Origin of the sequence: Pseudomonas sp. fls2-241-TYG-175, assembly GCF_030209155.1 — a bacterium.
Taxonomy (GTDB): Bacteria; Pseudomonadota; Gammaproteobacteria; order Pseudomonadales; family Pseudomonadaceae; genus Aquipseudomonas; species Aquipseudomonas viridiflava.
In genome coordinates this window covers 13,350-32,588 of the sequence record NZ_JARVSO010000016.1, presented here as the reverse complement: position 1 = coordinate 32,588, position 19,239 = coordinate 13,350, and the positions used below count along the sequence as shown (strand labels likewise).

Below are 19,239 nucleotides of genomic sequence, written 5' to 3'. Positions count from 1 at the left end.
TTTCTATGTCCTGGAGGTGAATCCAAAAAAGGCCGACTCAGGGTGTCAGCGAGGCAGGGGCGGTCTGTGGCGTGCTGTAACCGCCGTAATCGTTGATAGCTGAAAACACCACTTGCACGCCTGGTGTCGCGTAGGTCTCATCCAGCAGGTAACGTTGGGTCGAAAAGGGGGCGAGCATGGTGGCCTGCCTGAGCTTTTCAGTCTTGCCGCTGCCATTGACTTCCAGACGGATGAACGACACGTGAAAAGGCGTCGGATTGGCGGCAGTCAGGTAGGTTTTTCCCTCCAGACTGCTGATCGACCATTGCAGATCCTTGAGCCGCGAGATGGGGTTGTCCTTGAGCTGCGCAGGCCGATAGAACAGTTTCAGGCGTGTGCGCAGTGCGATATTCAGTACGTTGCCTTGTGACGCGTCGGCCTGTGGGATTTCCTGGACGTTGAAGAAAAACAGCGATTCGCGATCACGGGGCAGATCATTGGGCAGGCCGTTTATCTGCACCTGCTGTTCCTTGCCGGGGTTGAGGCGAAACAGCGAAGGTGAGGGGGCAAACGGCACGAGTGAGGTGGCGTCGTCCGCCTGGGTGTTGACCCACGTCTGAACGGCGAAAGGTCGATTGCTCGGGTTGGAAATGATGACCGAAGTGCTGCGCTTGTCGCTGGCAAATACCACGCGAGTTGCATTGACGGTCAATGCCGCACGAGCTTCGTGCATGAAAGCGGTGAGCATGAGCAAAGCCACGCAAAGCGCGCGTGCACGGCCTGGAAAAACCTGCTGACGGGTTACGCCGATCATTGGATTTACCTTGTGCATCCAGACCTCAGGAGGTCTGGATGCATTGACGATGTTTCAGGTGGATGGTGCGTGGACGACCATGTCGGAAGCCAGCGGGCAGATCAGTTGATTGCAACGACGAACTGCACGTCTGCCGAGGCCGTACCCGCAGTGACTGTGGCAGCGGTCGAGCGGTAGTAGGCATCGAATACCATGTCTGTGATGCCGTCCTTGATCAGCGGGTACTCGGCAGATTCCGCGCCGGGGGCAACAGCCGCGCCGGTGTGGTCCTTGATCACGATGGCCACGCCGGTCGCTCCATCCGAGGTAGGGGTAACACCGAAATAGCTGCCAGAGGTGTCAGCAGTACCGTTGAATGTCACCTTGGCGACGTCATCGACGCCGGTCAGACCGCAGCTGCCTTTATCGTCGATGCGCAGGGCAAATCGCTTGCCGCTGTATTCCTGGCCCACGCCGGTAAAACGGCTGGCGTCGACCGAACCCATTTTCACCAGATTGCCCACTGCGCCGTCGCCGGGATTGACGACTTCAATCGGGCAGGTACTGCTGGTGATCTTGCCTTCGAAGTTGATGGTGCCGGTATTGGCCGATGCCGACGCTGCGTAAAGTGCGGCGGCCACGGTCAGGCCCAGTGCGGATACTGTTTTTTTCACGGTAAGAACCTTATGGCGAGGTGAAGTGTCGAAAGTTTTTTGCGTTATATGTATCTGTTTATATCAAACGGTATGGCGTTTTTATTGCGTGTCATGACGGGGCGGGATTCTAGTGCGGGAAATTTGATTGATAAAGGGGCGAGTCTTACTTGGTTGATGACTGTGCCTGTAAGAACTTTCCTGATGATTTTTTAAAGGGAAATAAATGGCATGTGACGGGGTTTTCTATTTCTTTTTGTATGTGGATATTTCTCGTTTAAAAACAAGGCGGCCTGGAAGTTGTGGGTCGTTGCAGTGATGGGGGTGTAACTGCAGTTTTTGTAATGGTGGCAGGGCAACATCGATTATTAGAAGTTGTTTCAAGAGTAATCTGTAGTGAGGTTTTAAGCAGGCGGAAGTGCTCGCTCAGAGCACTCCGGCCATTCCACCTTTTATGTGATCATGCCCTCACTGGGTAGGCTTCATGTCACAGCAAGCCCGTAGCGTTGCGTCACATCAGTTGTATCCAATCATTCTGATCCCATAGTTCAGTTTGCCGTTCGCCGGAAACTGCTCTGCGATGACGAATGTCGGCTGGATATTCTGACCTGTGACTGCCATGGCTGGCACGTTGTTCAGTACCGGTTGAGCGGCTCGATTGGCGCTGGCTGCGGTCCGCGCACCGCTGACACCGGGGTTACTGCCTGACACTTTTATCGGCAGCGTGTGCAGCCTTGAAGCGCTCATGTCTACGTTAATCGCCATGAACTGAGGTTTAAGGGCAGCTCTTGGTAGAGTGATGAAATCGTCGAGAGCGCTTCTCAGGCCGTTCGAGGTTCTCGACGCAGCGCCTCCCGCGTTCGACTCACTCGCTGCTATAACTGCGACGCTTGACGATAAGCTGCTTCTAGCTGCCGTCTGCGCGGCTGCCGCAGGCCCAAGAGCCGCTTTGACGGTACTTTTCACTGTGGAGGCGATTGCACCGCCGCCGAATGAGAGAGGTATCGATGCCAGACCCGCGTACAGGCCTGCTGCGCGCCAGGTATTGTTGTTGGTAGCAGCGCCATATGCGCTGGCCGCAGTTGACGCAGCCTGCACCACCGTACCCAGAGCGAGCATCCCGGTGGCTATTGTCGAGGCTGATGCGGCACTCATCGAGATCCCCATTACCGAGACAGGAACCGTTACCGGCGCGGTTGCTCCGAAGCTGGCAACTGTCGCGTAGGCACCCGCTATGGTGAATACGACGCCCACACCCAGCATCACCCAGTCCACCACTCCAAAACCACCACCAGCGGAACTTCCCGGCACCACATTTTCATCCGGTCGACGCAACCGGCCACTCTGGTTGGCTGCGTCGTGGCCGGTGGGGTCACGCAGGGCGATGGGGTTGCCCAGGCAGTAGGCATAAGGATTGACCCCGGCCTCGCTGAATGGACTCATGAAGTCCGGACTGTGAAAACGCATCAGGGCAGGGTTGTACGCCCTGTAGCCGTTACCCAGCAGGTACCAGCCGGTGGATGCCTCTCGCGATTCGCCGTTGAACCCATGAAGTGCGAGAAGCGGTTGGTCCGACGGCTGCTCCCCGTAGGCGCTGTAGACCGCCGTTCTCAACGTGTCTTGCTGAAATTCACCAAGCACACTCCGGTTGGCGTCGGTGAGCAACAGCAGTGTTTTTTGCGGGTCGTCCGTCGTCTGCTGGCCCAGTGGTTGCTCGTCGAGATAAAGGTGCTGGGTGCGGTGACCGTCCTGGACACGGCTGCTTTCCTGATGTCCCTGATAGAAGTGCAGCGTTTCACTGGCGCTGCCGTGTCTGGAGGTTACGAGGTGATCATGACCGTCATACGCATAGGCGCTGACTGGCTCGCCCTCGGAGCCATGAACACCCACCAGACGATTCTGGCTATCGTACTCAAGCTTCTGGCCTCGCTCGTCATTGAGTTGGTTGCCGTTCAGGTCGTAGGTGAACGACGGATTCGGTGTTGCCCTTGCAGGCATGTACGCAATACCTGTCAGCTGGCAGGGGTTATGAGTGTCATACGAGAACATGGCGAGTTCGAGCTTGCCATCGGCAAATTCGGCTTTGCTCAGCGTGATGTTGTCCAGAGCATCGAAGCTGAACTGTTGTTTCGTGATCTCGCGACCCATGACATCTTTGGGGAGCGTGGCGCCTGAACAACGGTAATCGTCAAGACGTCCCCTGGCGTCGTACCTGAACTCTTCAAGCAGCAGACTGGTTCCGTCGTTCAGGTGAAGATGTCGGCTCTTGAGCAGATTGTCCGCTTGCCATTCCTGACGAATGTAGCGCGCGGGCTGGTCGGGAAAACACTGCGTTCTGAGGGTTTCCCTTCCTTGATCATCGTATTCAAGTGCCGTGCTTAACACGGTCGATGCGTTGATGTCGGTCGTCAATATCAGCTGAACGCGACCCAAGTCGTCGTAGCCGAACTCTGCAACAAGATTGCCCTGCTCCAGCGTTGCGATTCGACCGAGCGTGTCATAGTCATACGTTGTGTCGATAGACAGGGTCGTGCCGGGAATCTGCTCGCTACGTTTTATAGGGCGTCCCTTTGATGACGACTCGTGAAAGGTTGTCCAGTCGTTGCCCTGCTTATCGGTCCATGCCTCACGCTGCAGGCGGCCGAGCGCGTCATAGAGGTAGGTGCGTTTACCCTGTTCGTTCTCTGCAAGCAGCAGGCGGGCGCTCTTGTCGTGGTATTCGAAGCGGGCCCTTTCATCCGGCGCAGTGCTGGTCAGGGCCTGATGCGTCAGTGTCGGGTCGTAAGTGAACTGTATCGTGTCGGTTTTGCCGGTTGTTCTTGCCTTGATCTGTGATCGGCTATCCTCGTAAGTGAAGGTCTCGGTCCGGTTGCCAATCCGGGTCTGCGTCAGACGCTGCAGCCCGTCGAATACCTGCTCACCTGCCAGCGTCCGGGTCGTGCCGTCGGCGTGAATGACTTCAATTTTTTCCGGCAACTCGGCAGAACTGTGTACGGCGTAACTGCGTTCGACCACGCTGGTGTCGGGCAACGTTGTCGTGATCATGCGCGACCATGCATCGTAGCGGTACAACGTTTCCTGCTGCAGTTGATCGATCTGCTTCGTACAGCGTCCCAGGCCATCGTATAAAAAGGTCTGAGTGCTGGCTGTCTCTCCATCGCCGTTCTGGCTGATGATGCGGTCCGGTTTGCCGAACAGGTTCAGCCAGGTTTCCTGGCGACCGGTAATGAGCGGTTCCGGCTCGGCGCTTTGAACCCAGCTGCGCAGAATCGGGCTGGCGGATTCTGCGCTGCCGGCGGGATCGAACAACTGATGGGTCTGCACACCATCGCTGCCGATAACGCAGCGTTGTTGGTTCCAGTCGTCATACAGGTAACGGTTGGTGAGAACGAGCGGTTGATCATTGTCGCGATGGTCGTACACGGTCTCTGTGAGCATGTTGCTCCAGGCGTCGTAGCAGGCCGAATATATTTGCTTCAGGGCCTGGGGGTTATTGCTGTCGAGGTTGTCCCGAGCCTCGAAGATGATCCGGCCCATTCCGTCCACTCGGGTACAGGTCTTTACACCCAGTGCATCGGTCATGACCTGTTCGGCCTGATCTTCAGGTCCCGCGCACAAGGTGTACTGGTAAGAACGGCTGGCCTCGAAGAGTGGCGTGCCTGGCGCAGTCGTTTCAAGAATCACTCTTCTCAGAACGTCGTACTTGTAGTGAATCTTCACACCATCGGCAAGGCTCATTTGCTCAAGTGCCGTCTGCAGTGACTGCTGGCGCAGGCTCGTCTTGCTGGCTTCATCGAAATCGTTGCTCAGGCACTGTTTGGTCTGCAAGGCTTGCAGGCCCGTCTGTTCACTCGTGATTTTTTTGTAATCGTAGGTGATAGAGGTCGATTTTTTATTCAAGGTTTGAGTCTGACGCTGGGTGCGACCATGCGAAAATGGTTCCTCCAGAGCGTGAAAATACTCTTTGCGGGTCCGCTGCAGCTCCAGCTCATTACCGTTGCCGTCAGCGTTCAGGTGCACCATCGTCTCGGTGACCGGCACGATCCATTCAGGCATGTTGCTGCCCTCCAGCGCAGGCAGCGCTGTATAGGTGTAACGCGTACTCAACGTCGGAGCGCCATCCTGACTGGACTTCGCGGGTGTAATAGTCTTTTCCTTCAACTGACTGACAAAACCTTTGGGGTTGGCAGGGCAGAGCTCGCTGCCGTCCGGGCTTCTCTCGCCTTGCGCTGGATACCACGTCAGGTGTTCGACGACTCCGTCCGCACGTGTCTTGGTCTGCAGGTTGCCGTCAGGGTAGTAGGTGTGGGTGACTGTCTCCTTGCGTATCGCCGACTCACCCGACACGGTCCACTCTGTAGTGATCTCGCGGGGCATCTGGCAATCGATGGGTTGCTGGTCAAAAGGCAGGCCCGGTCTGATGTTGTAGTCCGTACGTAACGTCTGGGTATGGTTGTTCTGGGAGGTGACTTCCAGCGTCTGCAGATGAAACCGGTTGAAGGTGCGCTGAACAGTGCGTGCGGGTTTGTCATCGATACACAGGCTTTCAGTGCAGACGTAGTCGTAGTCCTGGAGGGTTTTGAACAGGTTGTCCAGGCCGTCGTTTTCCCAGGCTATGGTAAGACCGGCACCCAGGAAGTTCCTGTCGCTGTAGATGTATTCCACATCGACCGCAGATTGACCAAACCCCGGCTCAGTCCGGTGATGGGTAACTCTGGGCAGAGCGGTACGGTGGGCACTGGCAGGAAATGTGTGCCCAGCGTCATGGTAGCTCAGGAATTCCCTTCCACCCGTCGGCGTGCGTACAGACACGATGCACAGCTGTTCGTGGCTGTAATCATATTCGAACTCCCAGCTCGCCTCATTATCGGTAGGCAAAACAACGCGTTTCACGCGGTTATCGCTGTAACCGAGGATCAGCTTGTAATCGGTCAGTTGGCCATCCGTGCCTGAGTCAGGGTAGAGATCAATGCTCACCATGTTATCGCTGCGCGACACGGCAAGCAGTCTTTCACCGGCGTCATCCGTGATCTCTTTCAACCTGAACTGACTGTTGCCCGCAGCGGAATAACTGAGGTGCACGCTGTGCCCGGAGGGCGCAATGATCCGGGTGACGAGGGCAACCTGGAGGTCGCCGGCGCTGTGCACGGTCAGCAGTTCCGTGAGTCCGGATTTATGTGCCACACGAAAGCTTTTTTGATCGATCCTGCAGAAGTGAAACGTATCCAGTTTTTTCTCCGTCGCCAGCAGCTCGGCGCCGTCGGTGTTGTCGATGCGGTACGTTTCACCGGTACTTAGAGACAGAATATGCCGACTGATATCGTAGTGCGAAAGTTCGAGGGTCCAGCCGTAGCCATAGCCACTGTCCAGGGTATTCAAGGGGCTGTAAGACAGCGTGGGTTTGATGTCCGGACCGCGCAAGTCATTGCATTTCAACTCGGGCAGATCGATCGATACGTTGTAAAGCCCGGTGCGCGGATCGACACCGCTTTTCAGGTTGCTCATGAAACTGAGCGCTTTGGAATGCACGGAACTGGTGGCTGCAGGCATGGAGGCGGACCTCTTTGATCGGCGAAGAGACGAGTGCGCGGACGCCTGACAATCTCTGATCCGTGCGCCTGGGCATTATTGAGCCTGCAGTGCTGAAGCCAGGCTCGTATTAACCCTAACAATCCTCCGCAGGCAGGCAACCTAGCAATTGTGCGAGTAGGCGGGGCCGTGGGCGCGGGGTAGAAATGCTCCACCCGCTGTCGTGAGCCTGATGCCCGCAGCGTTTCGTTCTTGAGTCGAGTACGAATGCGACAGGAGCCATCCGATATGACCCGCAATCTGCCTGCGCCAAAGGTGCCTGACCTGCAACAGCCTGGCAATTACATCGATCTGGCCAGGTTGGGCACCGCTGCCCTGACGACGTATGTCAGTTATCCGGGCATCGCTGACGGTGATTTTTTCTACCCTAACTGGCGAGGCTGCGGGGCTGCAGGAGAGGTTGTGGATTTCTTTGCAGATATGCAGCAGGTCATCAATCCAGGGCCCGAAGGCATGCTTCTGGAGATTGATAATGCGTTGCTCAAGGCGCTGGATCAGGGCTGGGTGTTTTATTCCTATCGGCTCCTCGATCCCGCCCAGCCGAACGATCCGGGCGAAGAGTCCGCGCGGCTGTTTTTCTACGTCGGCGAGCGGTCGATGATGTTGCCTGCCCTGGCAGTCGCGCAGTGCAAGGAGTCTCATGACCTGCACCTCGATCCTGCGCTGCTGGAAAAGATCGATACCATTTCGATCGTGACGCCGCCTTATCGCGCCATGCTTGCGGGTGACAAGGTCACGCTCACGCTCGACCTTTACCTGGTTGAGGATTTTTGCCTGATCTCCCTCGTTCAGTCAAAAGAGGTGACCGAGGCGGATGTGGGGCAAACGTTGCTGTGGGTCATCGGTGTGACCGAGCTGTCGATGATCGAAGACGGTTTTTTTTTCATGCACTACAGCGTCGACTATGCGACACCCACGCAACCGACGGTGTCGCTCATTCAGAGGCTGTCTGTCGTCGCTCCTTCGCAACCTATGCTGCCCGCGTTGACGATTGAAGGGTTCAGCGGTGGCTCGCTGGACCCCAACTCCTTTCCCGACGGCCTCACACTGGTCATCGAGCCCTATCCCGGCATGCGTATCGACGACGGCGTGGTGCTGTACGCAAGCGGTGTGCAACAAGAGGCACAGAGCCTGCGTACTGATCGTTCGAATCTCGACAGCGGCGTGCTGCAGTTCGATCTTTCGTATCAATGGTTGTTGCAGAACAACGGCAAGGAAATCGAGTTTACATGGCAGTACGCGCGTGAAGGCCAGGCGGGCAGCGCCATTGCACACAAAGTAATGATCCGCAAACCCCTCGATCTACCGCCGCCGGAGATCGACGATGCCATTATCGACGGCGTGATCGAAAACGGCGTGGCGGGGCATATCTTTGCATCCAGCCTTGTTCGTGGAGCACGTGTCCGTATTCCGGACAGCGCCTTCATCGGTGTCGACGATACCGTGCAAATGCATTGGGACGGGTACGGCAACACCGGCAGCTTCATTGCCATTCCTTTACCAGGTGATCCCCGTTCCTTCGATATCCCTGCCTCTGCCGTGCCTGCCAACATGGGGCGGCATGTCAGTGTCTATTACGAGGTCAAGCCTGTTTCGCAACCCTCGGGAATGTCGAAAATATTCGATCTGGAAGTCAGAGGGATCAAGGAAGGCTGGCCAGTGATCCAGATCAAGCGTCCACCTGCCACTGATGCGCGAATTCCATTGGGCAGCGTGCCTGCGAAGGGCGCCGGGCTTGATCTGGCCTCATGGGTCTATATGGCGCAGGGCCAGCGCGTACAGGTCAAGGCCATAGGCGTATTGCAGGCAGGAGGGGAAGAAAGAATCGACATTCGTACGGGGGCTGCCGAACCCGTTACCCCTACGGAGTATCAGGCGAGAGAGGTATCGGTAATCCTTCCCAAGGATTTTCTGGCGCGCCTGAAGAGAAACAGCGAGACCAACAGGGTTACGGTTGCCGTCAGCTTTGATGACGGGGCGACCTACGTGACCTTCCCCTTTATCGACTTCAGTGTGCTCGACTGATTCAACGCCTGACGTTTGGCTGGGAGAAAATCGCTATGGATGGCAGTTCGCTGGAAGGTCTCGTGTCATGGATGCGCGACAGCAAAAACGACGTGATGCATCGCTGGGGATGCATTGCAGTACTGGCGCGCAAGCAGCTCAATGAGGTGCTGGTGCAGAATCACATTGCCAGCCATACCGCTGATACCGGGTTTCGTATCGATGCAGCGGTTGACACGATTCCGGGCAAGCAGAAAGACATCCTCAGCGGTTTTTTGCTGGATGCGCCCCAGTTATCGTTCGAGAGGGCCGAGCACGATCATGCAAGCCTGAGCTGTCCGGTCACAGCCGGTTCCTGGCTCTTGCTCGTTGCCGAGACTCAGGGCTGGCATATCCAGAAAGTCACGGCGATCAACCCCTTGACCGCCCCCAGAGTACTGCTGAACGTGGACCTGACAACTGCGTCGGGAGACGTGGACGACGACGGTCGCATCCTGCTGGACCTCAGGAACTGTGATGACTTCAGGTTTATGGGAGCCGACACTGAAGAGCAGCAAAAAAGGATCGGGCAGATTTTTCAAAACTGGTTCAAAGGACAGCCGGATGACAAACGTATCCTGGAGCTGGGCAGTATAGGCGGCGAAGGTGGAGGGCTGATGACGCCGGATGGCTTTACGCTGCGTGCGCAGAAAAACCCGGCAGCGGAGCGGGATAATGATGGCGACGGCGCTGTTCTTGTGTGCATCAACATGGCGGGTCAGGACAGGGGAGACGACTTTCCGGCTGATTACCCCTATTTCATTCCTGACGATGTCGGGGAGCAGTATTCGGCCACGGTACTTTTTGACCAGGCCACAACCCCCTTTGCCTTGTTCGCTGCTATCGAGAAAGCATTCGGCGGCCAGGCATTTTCGTTTGCCTACGATGCACAGAGTTCACGCGCAGAAGCGAAGCTGACCTCCGGAGAATTGAGCGTGCCGCCCATGACGATCGAGCAAACCGATCCGGACACGGGTTATGTGGTGGTTTGCGTCATTGAAAAAATGAAGTTCCCTGCCACGGTCGAGCAGCCGCTCGTACTGGGCATCGAGGGCACCAGCATTCATATCACCTGGTCTTCGGCAGCCTCAGCGACAATGCGTATGTCGGCAGAGGATCAGTCCGAGGAGGACAGCATCACCTTTGGTGTGTCCCTAAGGCTCGACGCCACTTATGAACTGCAAGGCCTCACGTTCTCCAGAACGGCTTATACGCTCGATAAAACATACGTTGCCCCCGCTGACCTTGATCTGGCTCGCCGGACGGGCTGGTTCTGGAGTTTTATCGAGCAGGTGATACTCGACCTCGTTCACTACGCATTTCTGGAAACAGTCAGCGAAAGCATCGATCCGATGTTTGAAACCACCTTTTCGGCCGGGACCGGTGCCGAAGCTTTCCTGAAGGACAACATCAAGGTGGGGGCTGACCAGTTCATCGAAAGCCAGAGCCTGCACATCCCTCGTGACGTTGTCATTTTTGGCCGCGTCAACCCGACCCTGACGACGTTCGTCATCAATCCTTTGCAGCCGATAATGGCGGCAGGAGGCAGTCAGCAGTTCAGCACCCAACCCGGTGTCGCAGGTGTGATCTGGTCACTGGAGGACCCGGCAGGCGGCGGTGCAGGCCTGGGCAGCATCAATTCTGCAGGGCTGTACAAGGCACCTGGCGCTGAAACGTCAGGCCCCGCGATCAATCGCATAAGGGTGGTCGCCACGCACAACGGGCACAGCAGCGCTGCGCTTGTCACTGTACTGGAACACAGGTTGAACATCAGTCCCTTGATTCAGGTATGCAACGCCGGCGAAACCGTGGAACTGGCGGGCGGCGCACTGGACGATGCAGCGCTGCAGTGGACGGTGCGCAACCCGGTGGCGGGGGAAAGCGGTACGCTGGAACCCGGTAAGGTGCCTGGCCACGATTGCAGCTACGTCGCGGCGGCAAGAGTGCCGGACAAGACGTATGTGATCGATGAACTGCAGGTCAGCAGCGCAGGCGAGACGCGTTCTGCCTGGGTGCTGGTCAGGCAGATAGTGTCACCGTTGACAGTCAGACCGTTCCCGGACGTCAACCTGTCCGCCGGGCAGATACGTCTGCGAGCCTTCTTCGACAGCGACGAGGCCATGCCTGTCTCATGGCGTCTGCCGCTGGAAGGTCCGGGCTCTCTCGATGCAGAGGGCATCTATACCGCACCTCAAGGTACCGATGACCGGTTTGTCCTGATATTTGCCTCGTATGACGATGCATTTCTTGGCGACATCGAAGGCCACATCATCCTGCCACTTCCGCTGGAAGACTTCCCTGACGAGCTGGGGTTGCTGAGCGTGGGCATTGAAGAGGAAGAAATGGGTCAGAAATCGCTGCTCAATGATCCTTCCCTCGAGGGGCTCGTGCAATGGATGGCCAAACCCGACAGCAACGTCATGTGGGGGTGGGGCGCCATCTGTGCCATGGCACGGGGCAAGATCAACGATCTGTTATTACAGGAATATACCGCCCGTTTCGACAGCGACACTTACCTGCCGCCCATCAGCGGTGAAGTGTCGACAGTGAACGGGGTGTGGAAGGAAAGCATTCACGATTTCATCCTCGATGCACCACGTCTGGCCTTTACCAATGATGACCTTGGTCGCTCACGCGCGACCTTGAAATGTTCCATTTACAGCGGAACGCAGTTCACGCTTCACAACAACGTCGATGTCTGGCAGGTCGAAAAGGCGGTGTACATCGACCCGCTGCAGGGGCCTGAGTTGACGCTTGACCTGCAACTCGATCAGGTTCCTGGTCTTGTCGAAAGTGACGGTCGGGTGCGACTGGACCTCAAGGACAGTGACAATTTCACGCTGTCGTTTGCAGACACCGAATATGAGCGAAAGCTGGGCGGTGATTTTTTCAGCGAGCTCTTCAACAAGCTGCCCGACTCACAGCGGATCTGGACACTGGGTGTCATTCAGAAGAACAGCAACCCGTTGCTGGCGCCAGCGTCGTTCAAGCTGCGTACGCAGTCCGATCCCATGGCTGCGCGCTATGGGCGTGCGGCGAGCTTTGGTGACGGGGCTCTTCTCGTGTTCATACGGATGGAGGGCAGCTCGGAGGGCGGAGATATTCCGGTCGAGTATGCGTATCTCATCCCAAATGATCAGGGCAAGGACTATTCAGCCACCGTCCTGCTCGAAGCTGAGCGAGCCTTTGACGCCGCGCGTTTCGTTGAAACGGTGGCAGAGGCCATCAAGGCGCGCTTCGAGGCCGCCAAGTTTGACTATAAGCAAAACGCTGACGGCGTCGTGATCAATGCTACTGCAACCAGTGGTTTGCTGAATTTTCCGACCTCCAGTCAGGATCTTCTCCCAAGCAGGGTCGACGGTGTTTTGGTGACTCCCCACATTTACTGGAACGGTGCGCAGGTTGATATTGCGCGATCGCAGCCGATGGTTCTGGAGCTGGCCGGACGTAACCGTGTTCTGCTGAAGTGGAAGGACAGCCTCACGATTGCCAATATGCTTGAGCTGAAAGGCATACAGTTTCCGCCGATTGTGTTCGCGGAAAAAATCTCGATTGACGTGACTGTCCAGTACAGTTTCAACGATGAAACCGGCGAATTGATCCTCAAGCCCGAGCTCAACCTGGACGTAAGCAGTTCAGACCAGGATATCGGCATCGAACCCGGTGCCCCGACCCCTTCTCTCGCGCTTATGACTTTGATTATGGCAGCAGGTTATGCTGCCTCGACCAGCAGCCGGGCGCTGTTCATCACAAGGATTACGGACATCCTGGAAAGTACGTTCAATGCGAGTGTGCAAGTCAGCGGGTTCATCCGTGAAAGCGTCCAGCTCAATTTCAATCGCGCCGTCACCAGCGATGTGTTGCGTGCACCTCGGGATTTCCTATCGGTCGGTCGTGTGGCTGCGGTGGCAGACGATTTTGTCGTGACGCCTCAGGAGCACCTGATGGCGGCTGACAGCTCCATGAAGTTCACGACCGATCCACCCGAGGTGGATGTGCAATGGAGTATCGAAAATCTGTACGGAGAATCCGAAGATTTTGGTGCGATCAGTGGGGTGGGCAAGTATTACGCGCCGGAAGCCAGCTCGCTTGAAAAGTCGTTCACCCGGATCAGGGTCACCGCCACGGATCCGGCCACCGGGCATGCCAGCTCGGCGCTGGTTACCGTGCTGGCCAATGCGCTGACCGTCAATCCGCTTATTCAGGTCTGCGATGCCCTGGCTAGCGTGGAATTGGCTGCCGGTGCCCTTGGCGGCGGTGATCTGGAATGGCGCATTGACAATTTTGTCGAGGGCGAAAGTGGAGAACTGCAATTCAGCGAGCAACCAGGCAGTGATCACAACGGCAATCGCGCCTATCTCGCGGCGCCGGCCGTACGAGGCAAAACCTACGTACTGGATGAGGTTGTCGTGACAGGCGTCGACGGCTGCGTATCGGCCTGGGTGCTGGTGCAACAGAAGCCGCCAGGCCTGGTGATCAAACATGAAGAGGCGGGGCTTACCGCAGACAGCATCCATTTGTTGGCGTTCGCCAATGGCAAACCCTTGCCGCCCGATCAGGTCGTTAACTGGTCAATCGGGGCGCACGGGCCCGGGTCAATCAGCGAAACCGGCACCTACCTCAGTGATCCGCAATCCAGCGAACGATTTGTTCTGATTTTCGCAAGGTGGGAGCACCCGATCCTGGGGGCGTTCGAGGGGCATATCATTCTGCCGTTGCCTTTGCGTGAACGCTAAAGTGGGTCAAGGCTGCCTTCACGATTCGCAATGTATTCAGCAAAGCAATTGACGGTAGTTTGTAAACAAGATGCACACGGATATCACAGGAGGTGATGTCATGGCGGGTTATTCAATGGACAGTCTGTTGGTGTGGTTGAGGGACACGACCCGGTTGAGAGGTTGGGATAATGTGATAGCGCTGGATACTCGACAGGTCAGTGAGGGCCTGAAGGGCATTTACCAGCTCAACCTCGAGAATGGCGTGACGCCAACCGTACCCGACGGAAGCGTCTCCATCCTCGACACCAACATCTCGCACTTTTTCTCGGGATTCGTATCAGGGCCGCCAGGCCTTTCACTCAGGCAGGCCTCGCTTGAACATGCACCACTGGCATGGCGAGTGTCGATGGTCGGTGGCCTGCATACTGTTCTGGCCCGAGAGTATGGTCAGAACGAGGTACTGCGGATATCGGCCTATGAGCCGCTTAACAGTCCGGCGCTTGATATGGATCTGGCGCTGGCCAGCGAATCCAATACCCTTTCTGTGGATCTGGCGCTTGGCGAGGGCCCGGAGCTGACGATTGCCGGCACGAAGACTGAGCAGCGCGAGGCGGGCAAATATTTTCACAGTTGGTTGCAAAGCCTTTCCGAATCTGCGCGCGTGTTTCCGATCGTCGAATTCAGCGCCACGGACAACCCGTTGTTGAAGGTGCGCAGGATCGAGGCAAGAGCCCAGCTCGAGAACGCTCAAGGTGTTTCTCGACAAACCGCAGAGGCGCAGGGCAAGGGAGCGTTGCTGCTGTTTGTCACGCTTGATTATGGCGTGGCGGGTGGGCTGCCGGATGACAGCTCGGATTTCCGTTATCTGATTCCCAATGACGCAGGCGCTGACTATTCGGCGGCGATGGTGTTTTCCTCTCACGCGCTCCACAGGGCCGCGCTTGGCCATGCCGTGATGGAAATGCTCAATAGCCCCGAATTCTTTTTCGAAATGCCTGACAAGGAGCCGCTGAGATCAATGGTCGCCCGGTCGGGCACGTTCGACGTGGCGGGCGACAGTTACCAAAGCGCCGACTTTGTTTTCGAGTCTTCCGCATTCAGTGTGCAGGCCTCTGACACGCACCAGCCACTGACGGTTGATTTCGATTACGGCAACGCTGTTCACAGTTGGGGTTTTCCCTGCACGCTCAACTTTCGGTACCGGGCGCTGAACAGTAGCGAGTGGCAGCCGTATCAGGAGGCAACGTTCAACGTCACCCTCAAGCATGAGTTTCACCTGACGCCTGGCGAATTCGACAAGGATGTGATCGAGGGCCATTTCTATTGCCCTTATAACCATGATGCGCAGGTCACCCCTGTGGCAGGTCATTTGGCAGACATTTCGCCCGCAGAACTGCAACAGATCAATGGCTTCGTTGCCTACACGGCCAAACATGGTCTGCTCAAGGGACTGGCCCCGCATTTTCGTGCCGATGGCAGTGAAACCTACCTGTCGGGTCTGAAACTGTGCGGCGGGCACGGATTGCAAGCTCGGGCAAAGAGGCTGCCTCACGATCTGGCAGTGTTCGGCCGAATGGGGCCTGACTCCTCGACGCTAAGGATTGTCGCGCCTCAGGGCGTGGTTGTGGCTGGCTCAAGCCTGCAGTTGAGGGCTGAGCCCATCTGCGAAGGCTTGCGATGGTCTGTCACTCTGCCTGATGGCAGTCATGGCGCCCCGGGGACGATCAGTGCTCAAGGCCTGTATCAGGCCCCTGATACCGAGGCGATGGGGCAGCGGTTTCATCAGGTGTTGATCAGCGCAGAGAACGCTGTCGGCAACGAGCGCGCTACAACGCTGATTGCCGTGCAGTTTCATGGCGTCAGCCTGAACCCTCTGATCGAAGTCTGCAATCACAGCGAGTCGGTAAGGCTGTCGGCCAGAAGTGTCAGTGGCGCAGATCTTGTCTGGAAGAAAAAGGACGCGGCCAGTGGCGGCAGCCTCGGGCCTGACGAGACTGATCCGGCAGGCGGCCAGATCTACACCGCCGGGCCGAGGGTGGCAGATAAAACCTATGTGCTGGATGAAGTGACGGTCAGCGATGGCAATGACGCCCGTTCGGCCTGGATCCTTGTGAAGCAGATGCCGCCTTCGCTCGCGATCAGGCCTGTCGAGGATGCAACGCTTCCCGAAGGGCAAATTCGCCTGGAGGTCTTGAGCGGCGTCGATACAACGAGCTTGAAAAAGGGAGAACGCATTCCGGCAAAGACTTCCGACGAGGAAGGGCTCGTGTGGTCATTGCCTGCCGGTGGCCCCGGCTCTATTGATCAGAACGGTGTCTACACCAGCGCTTCCAATGCCGGCGACTGTTTCGTCCTGATTTATGCCACCTGGGAAGACGATTTCCTCGGAGAGTTGGCAGGGCACATCATTCTGCCCCTGCCGCTCAAACAGGCTGCGGCCGTAGTCAAGGCGCTTTCGATCAAACCCGATGACCAGGCGCAGCCTGTTGTGCCCGGAGTGTGAATCATGTCAATTTCCCTCAGGTATCTGAAACACCGGTTACAGACTTCCGACAACGGTTCGGTCACTCAAGGCTGGGGCGCTGTTCTGGCCATCAGCTTCTCCGAGCTGAACGAACAATTGCTCGTTCAGTATCTGGAGCGCCATGCGCGGTTGAGTTTTCTTCCATCGTTTTCCGGTGACATCGACTCGACAGACAAGGCCGTGAACATTCATCTGTCTCGCATCGAGTTGGGTGTGCCGGTTCTGTCCATCTCAAGTGCGTCTGCGTACAAACAGTTCGTGCAGGTGACGATTGGGGTGGTGTCCGGTACTTGCCGAATATCGCGCTGCCCGCAAGGCAGCGCCACCACAGTGTCACAGGATGTACGCATCACTGAGGCCATGGGTTTCAGCCTGCAGGCAGTCGCTGAACTGCAGCTTGATGATGACCTTGGCGTGACACTGGATCTGGCAAAAGCATTCGACTTCACCTGCAACGTGGCGGGGGCTGACGAAGTCTCCAGTGCGCTTGTTGCCAAATTTATTGAGCAGAAGTTCAACAATCTTCGTCTGCACCAGAGTTCATTTTTTCTTGTGCAGAAGTTACCTCCACAGGTGCTTTCGGGCAGCAGGCTTTTCATTCAGCCAGCGCCTGGATCGCACGTGCGGGGGGCCAGAAACTTCGGTGCGGGTGCTCTGGTGGTATTCATGCGATTGAGGGGGCGTCCTGAGTCCGGACGTTTCCCACCCACCAGTGATTTTCCATTCCTGATTCCTGACGCCTCCGGCGCGGACAAACGTGCTGGGTTCGGGGTGACGCTGGCACTTTCGCGCGACGCACGAGGCATGACTGCCGAGGGGCTTGCGATGATCGTTGACAGCCTGCGCTTCGCTGGGCGGAGCAGGTTTGTCGAGGTGGAGCGCGATGTGTCGAGCGATCTGGTGCTGTTCGGTACGCTCGCGTCGCCGCAGGCTGCTATCAGCCCATCGACGACCAGATTGTATGCCGGGGAGCAGCGGCGGTTTGTGCTGCAGGATGCTGACGGTATGGAATTGGACGTTGACAGGTGGGAGGTGCGGGGCCTGGAAAGCCATACGCTTGAAAGCCAGGGCAAGATCAATCCACTTGGCGTTTACACGGCAGCCCGCGTGGACCTGCTGGGCCACGAATCCCTCCGTGTCGCGATCATCGCGACTTACGGTGGTGCCAGACCTCGCGTCGCTTCGGCGCTGGTGACGGTCGTGTACGAGAAACTGGAACTCGGGCCACGCCTGGTGCTCGTCGCAGGTGGAACACGCCCTGAATCTGTGACCCTGAAGGCATCTGATTCCGACGGTGCCGTAACGCTCTGGGCGTTACACAGTCCTGAGTACGGCGTACTGAGTGAGGTCGAAGGTGGTGCACTGTTCACCCCCGATGAGCGATCTGTAAACAAGGCACTGATCGCCCAGCAGATCGAGGCAGGGGGGGCGGACGGGAAAGTTGCCACAGTTTTGATAGCCAATGGGCAACCCATGCTGCGAATCGATCCCGTCTTTGTAGCGCGGGCGCGAAAATCGACTCCCGTCAAGCTGACCGACGACGCCACGATGCTTCCGGGCTTTCAGCGCCGCTGGCACGTGATCAGTGGCGCTGGCAGCGTCAATGACCAGGGCGAGTTCAGCCCGCCTCTGGAGAATACCGGGTCAAACAGCGTGGTCAGATGTGAGATCGTCCGCGAGGGTATGGTGCTGGCCTGTGGCTATAGCGTTATCGAGGTGTCGGATCTGATCGATGAGCCGACGTGGAGTGAGCTGAGTGTTTTCAAGGTGGTGGTGCCAAACATATATAACCTTCATGCCGGGAAGTTGCTTCCGAACGGTCGCCAGCAACTCGCGTTCCGGGTCGAGACGCAAACCATGGACGTCAGCGGTGTGAATTATCCGTTGAGCCCGGCAGAAATGGCTTCGATGCGACTGGTCGATAAAGCTACCAGTCAGGAGATAGCATTCCTGCTTGATGGTCAGGAGGCTATCGCTGAAGCGGCCGCACTGCAAGAGCAGCAACTGTGGGCGACCCACAGTCTCGCCAATCGTTTCGATCTCGCTACCTGGACGATGGCCAGTGCGGATGTGCCGGATACGTTCGCCGCGGCCGAGTCGTCACTTATTAGTTCGAGCACCGTCGTCCAGCCCTTTTATCTGCAAAGTCGTGCACCTGCAGGAATGGTCACGGAGTTTTATGCCAGGTTTCAATCTGAAACAAAAGCGTGGTTTGAATCGATCCAGTTTGCCGACGAGTTCAACAGGATAACGATCGAGCCGTTAGCGCTTGTTGTATTTGACACGAAAGACTATTCGTTCGAACCGCATCGGGTCGAGGGCAATGATATTCCTCCTCCCACAGCGGAACCGCCCCCGCCCGCGGCGGATGGCGACGTCACTTCAGACCCCGCATTCAATCTCGTATTTAAGTCTGTTGATTTCTGGGCGTTGAAAGTGTTGGATCCGATGACGCGTCAATGGATGAAGTTTTACACCGTTGAGTTCCTGCCTTCGGTCAACGGGAGCGATGATATCAATTGTTCGGCACTGCTTTGGGAGAGCGAACAAGTGAACGAGTCGTTTGTCAGCTGGACAGGTTATATATTTCAGGCCATCCCGGATGGCCCGAGCGTTGAAAAGATTTCATTCGATCCCGGTGTTTCGGACGTTACAGGCACCGGTGAAAGTCTGGATAAGGGCGTGGTACTGCCGGGGTTTGAAGTGGGGTCGCTGGTCATCAGCCTGCACCGCTCCTGGAAAATACCTTACCGTCCCGCAGGCGATGCGGTGCGCGATCGTTTGTACCGTCCGCTGGCGGTCATGTTGATTGATCAGAAAGGAAACGTTCACCGAAGATACATCGACTTTAGACCCAGCGGTGTCGGAAGACGAAATCGTCTGCTTCATAGTTTGTATACCCCCTTTAAACCTTAGGCTATTGAACGACAGGGAGTCAGG

At 56.9% G+C, this 19,239-nt stretch carries 7 protein-coding genes; 4 read left to right on the top strand and 3 right to left on the bottom strand.

All coding sequences use genetic code 11. From position 1 onward, the window contains the following. Nucleotides 1-37: 37 nt before the first annotated feature. The 3 genes from QRN20_RS13140 to QRN20_RS13130 form a co-directional block, all read right to left on the bottom strand. Nucleotides 38-793 carry a fimbrial biogenesis chaperone gene (locus QRN20_RS13140; protein WP_029243921.1) on the bottom strand — a complete coding sequence of 252 codons (756 nt, stop codon included), beginning with the start codon at nucleotides 791-793 and terminating at the stop codon, nucleotides 38-40. Between the two features lie 101 nt (nucleotides 794-894). Beyond that, nucleotides 895-1,446: a fimbrial protein gene (locus QRN20_RS13135; RefSeq protein WP_004882549.1), complete on the bottom strand. Its 552-nt coding sequence runs from the start codon at nucleotides 1,444-1,446 to the stop codon at nucleotides 895-897. A 495-nt stretch (nucleotides 1,447-1,941) separates the two neighbouring features. Further along, nucleotides 1,942-6,975: an RHS repeat-associated core domain-containing protein gene (locus QRN20_RS13130; protein ID WP_122605074.1), complete on the bottom strand. Its 5,034-nt coding sequence runs from the start codon at nucleotides 6,973-6,975 to the stop codon at nucleotides 1,942-1,944. A gap of 267 nt (nucleotides 6,976-7,242) precedes the next feature. On the opposite strand from QRN20_RS13130, the gene QRN20_RS13125 reads away from it, so the two are divergent. From QRN20_RS13125 to QRN20_RS13110, 4 genes are all read left to right on the top strand, one after another. Continuing rightward, entirely contained in the window at nucleotides 7,243-9,039 is a 1,797-nt protein-coding gene (locus tag QRN20_RS13125) for a hypothetical protein (protein ID WP_088234964.1), read from the top strand. 35 nt (nucleotides 9,040-9,074) lie between these two features. Continuing rightward, nucleotides 9,075-13,793, top strand: coding sequence for a hypothetical protein (locus QRN20_RS13120; protein ID WP_285360525.1), 4,719 nt, complete (start codon nucleotides 9,075-9,077; stop codon nucleotides 13,791-13,793). Between the two features lie 100 nt (nucleotides 13,794-13,893). Beyond that, complete coding sequence (locus QRN20_RS13115; RefSeq protein ID WP_122605076.1) at nucleotides 13,894-16,278, top strand: hypothetical protein; 2,385 nt, start codon at nucleotides 13,894-13,896, stop codon at nucleotides 16,276-16,278. Nucleotides 16,279-16,281: 3 nt separating this feature from the next. Next, entirely contained in the window at nucleotides 16,282-19,215 is a 2,934-nt protein-coding gene (locus QRN20_RS13110) for a hypothetical protein (RefSeq protein WP_096767757.1), read from the top strand. The last annotated feature ends 24 nt before the right edge of the window (nucleotides 19,216-19,239 follow it).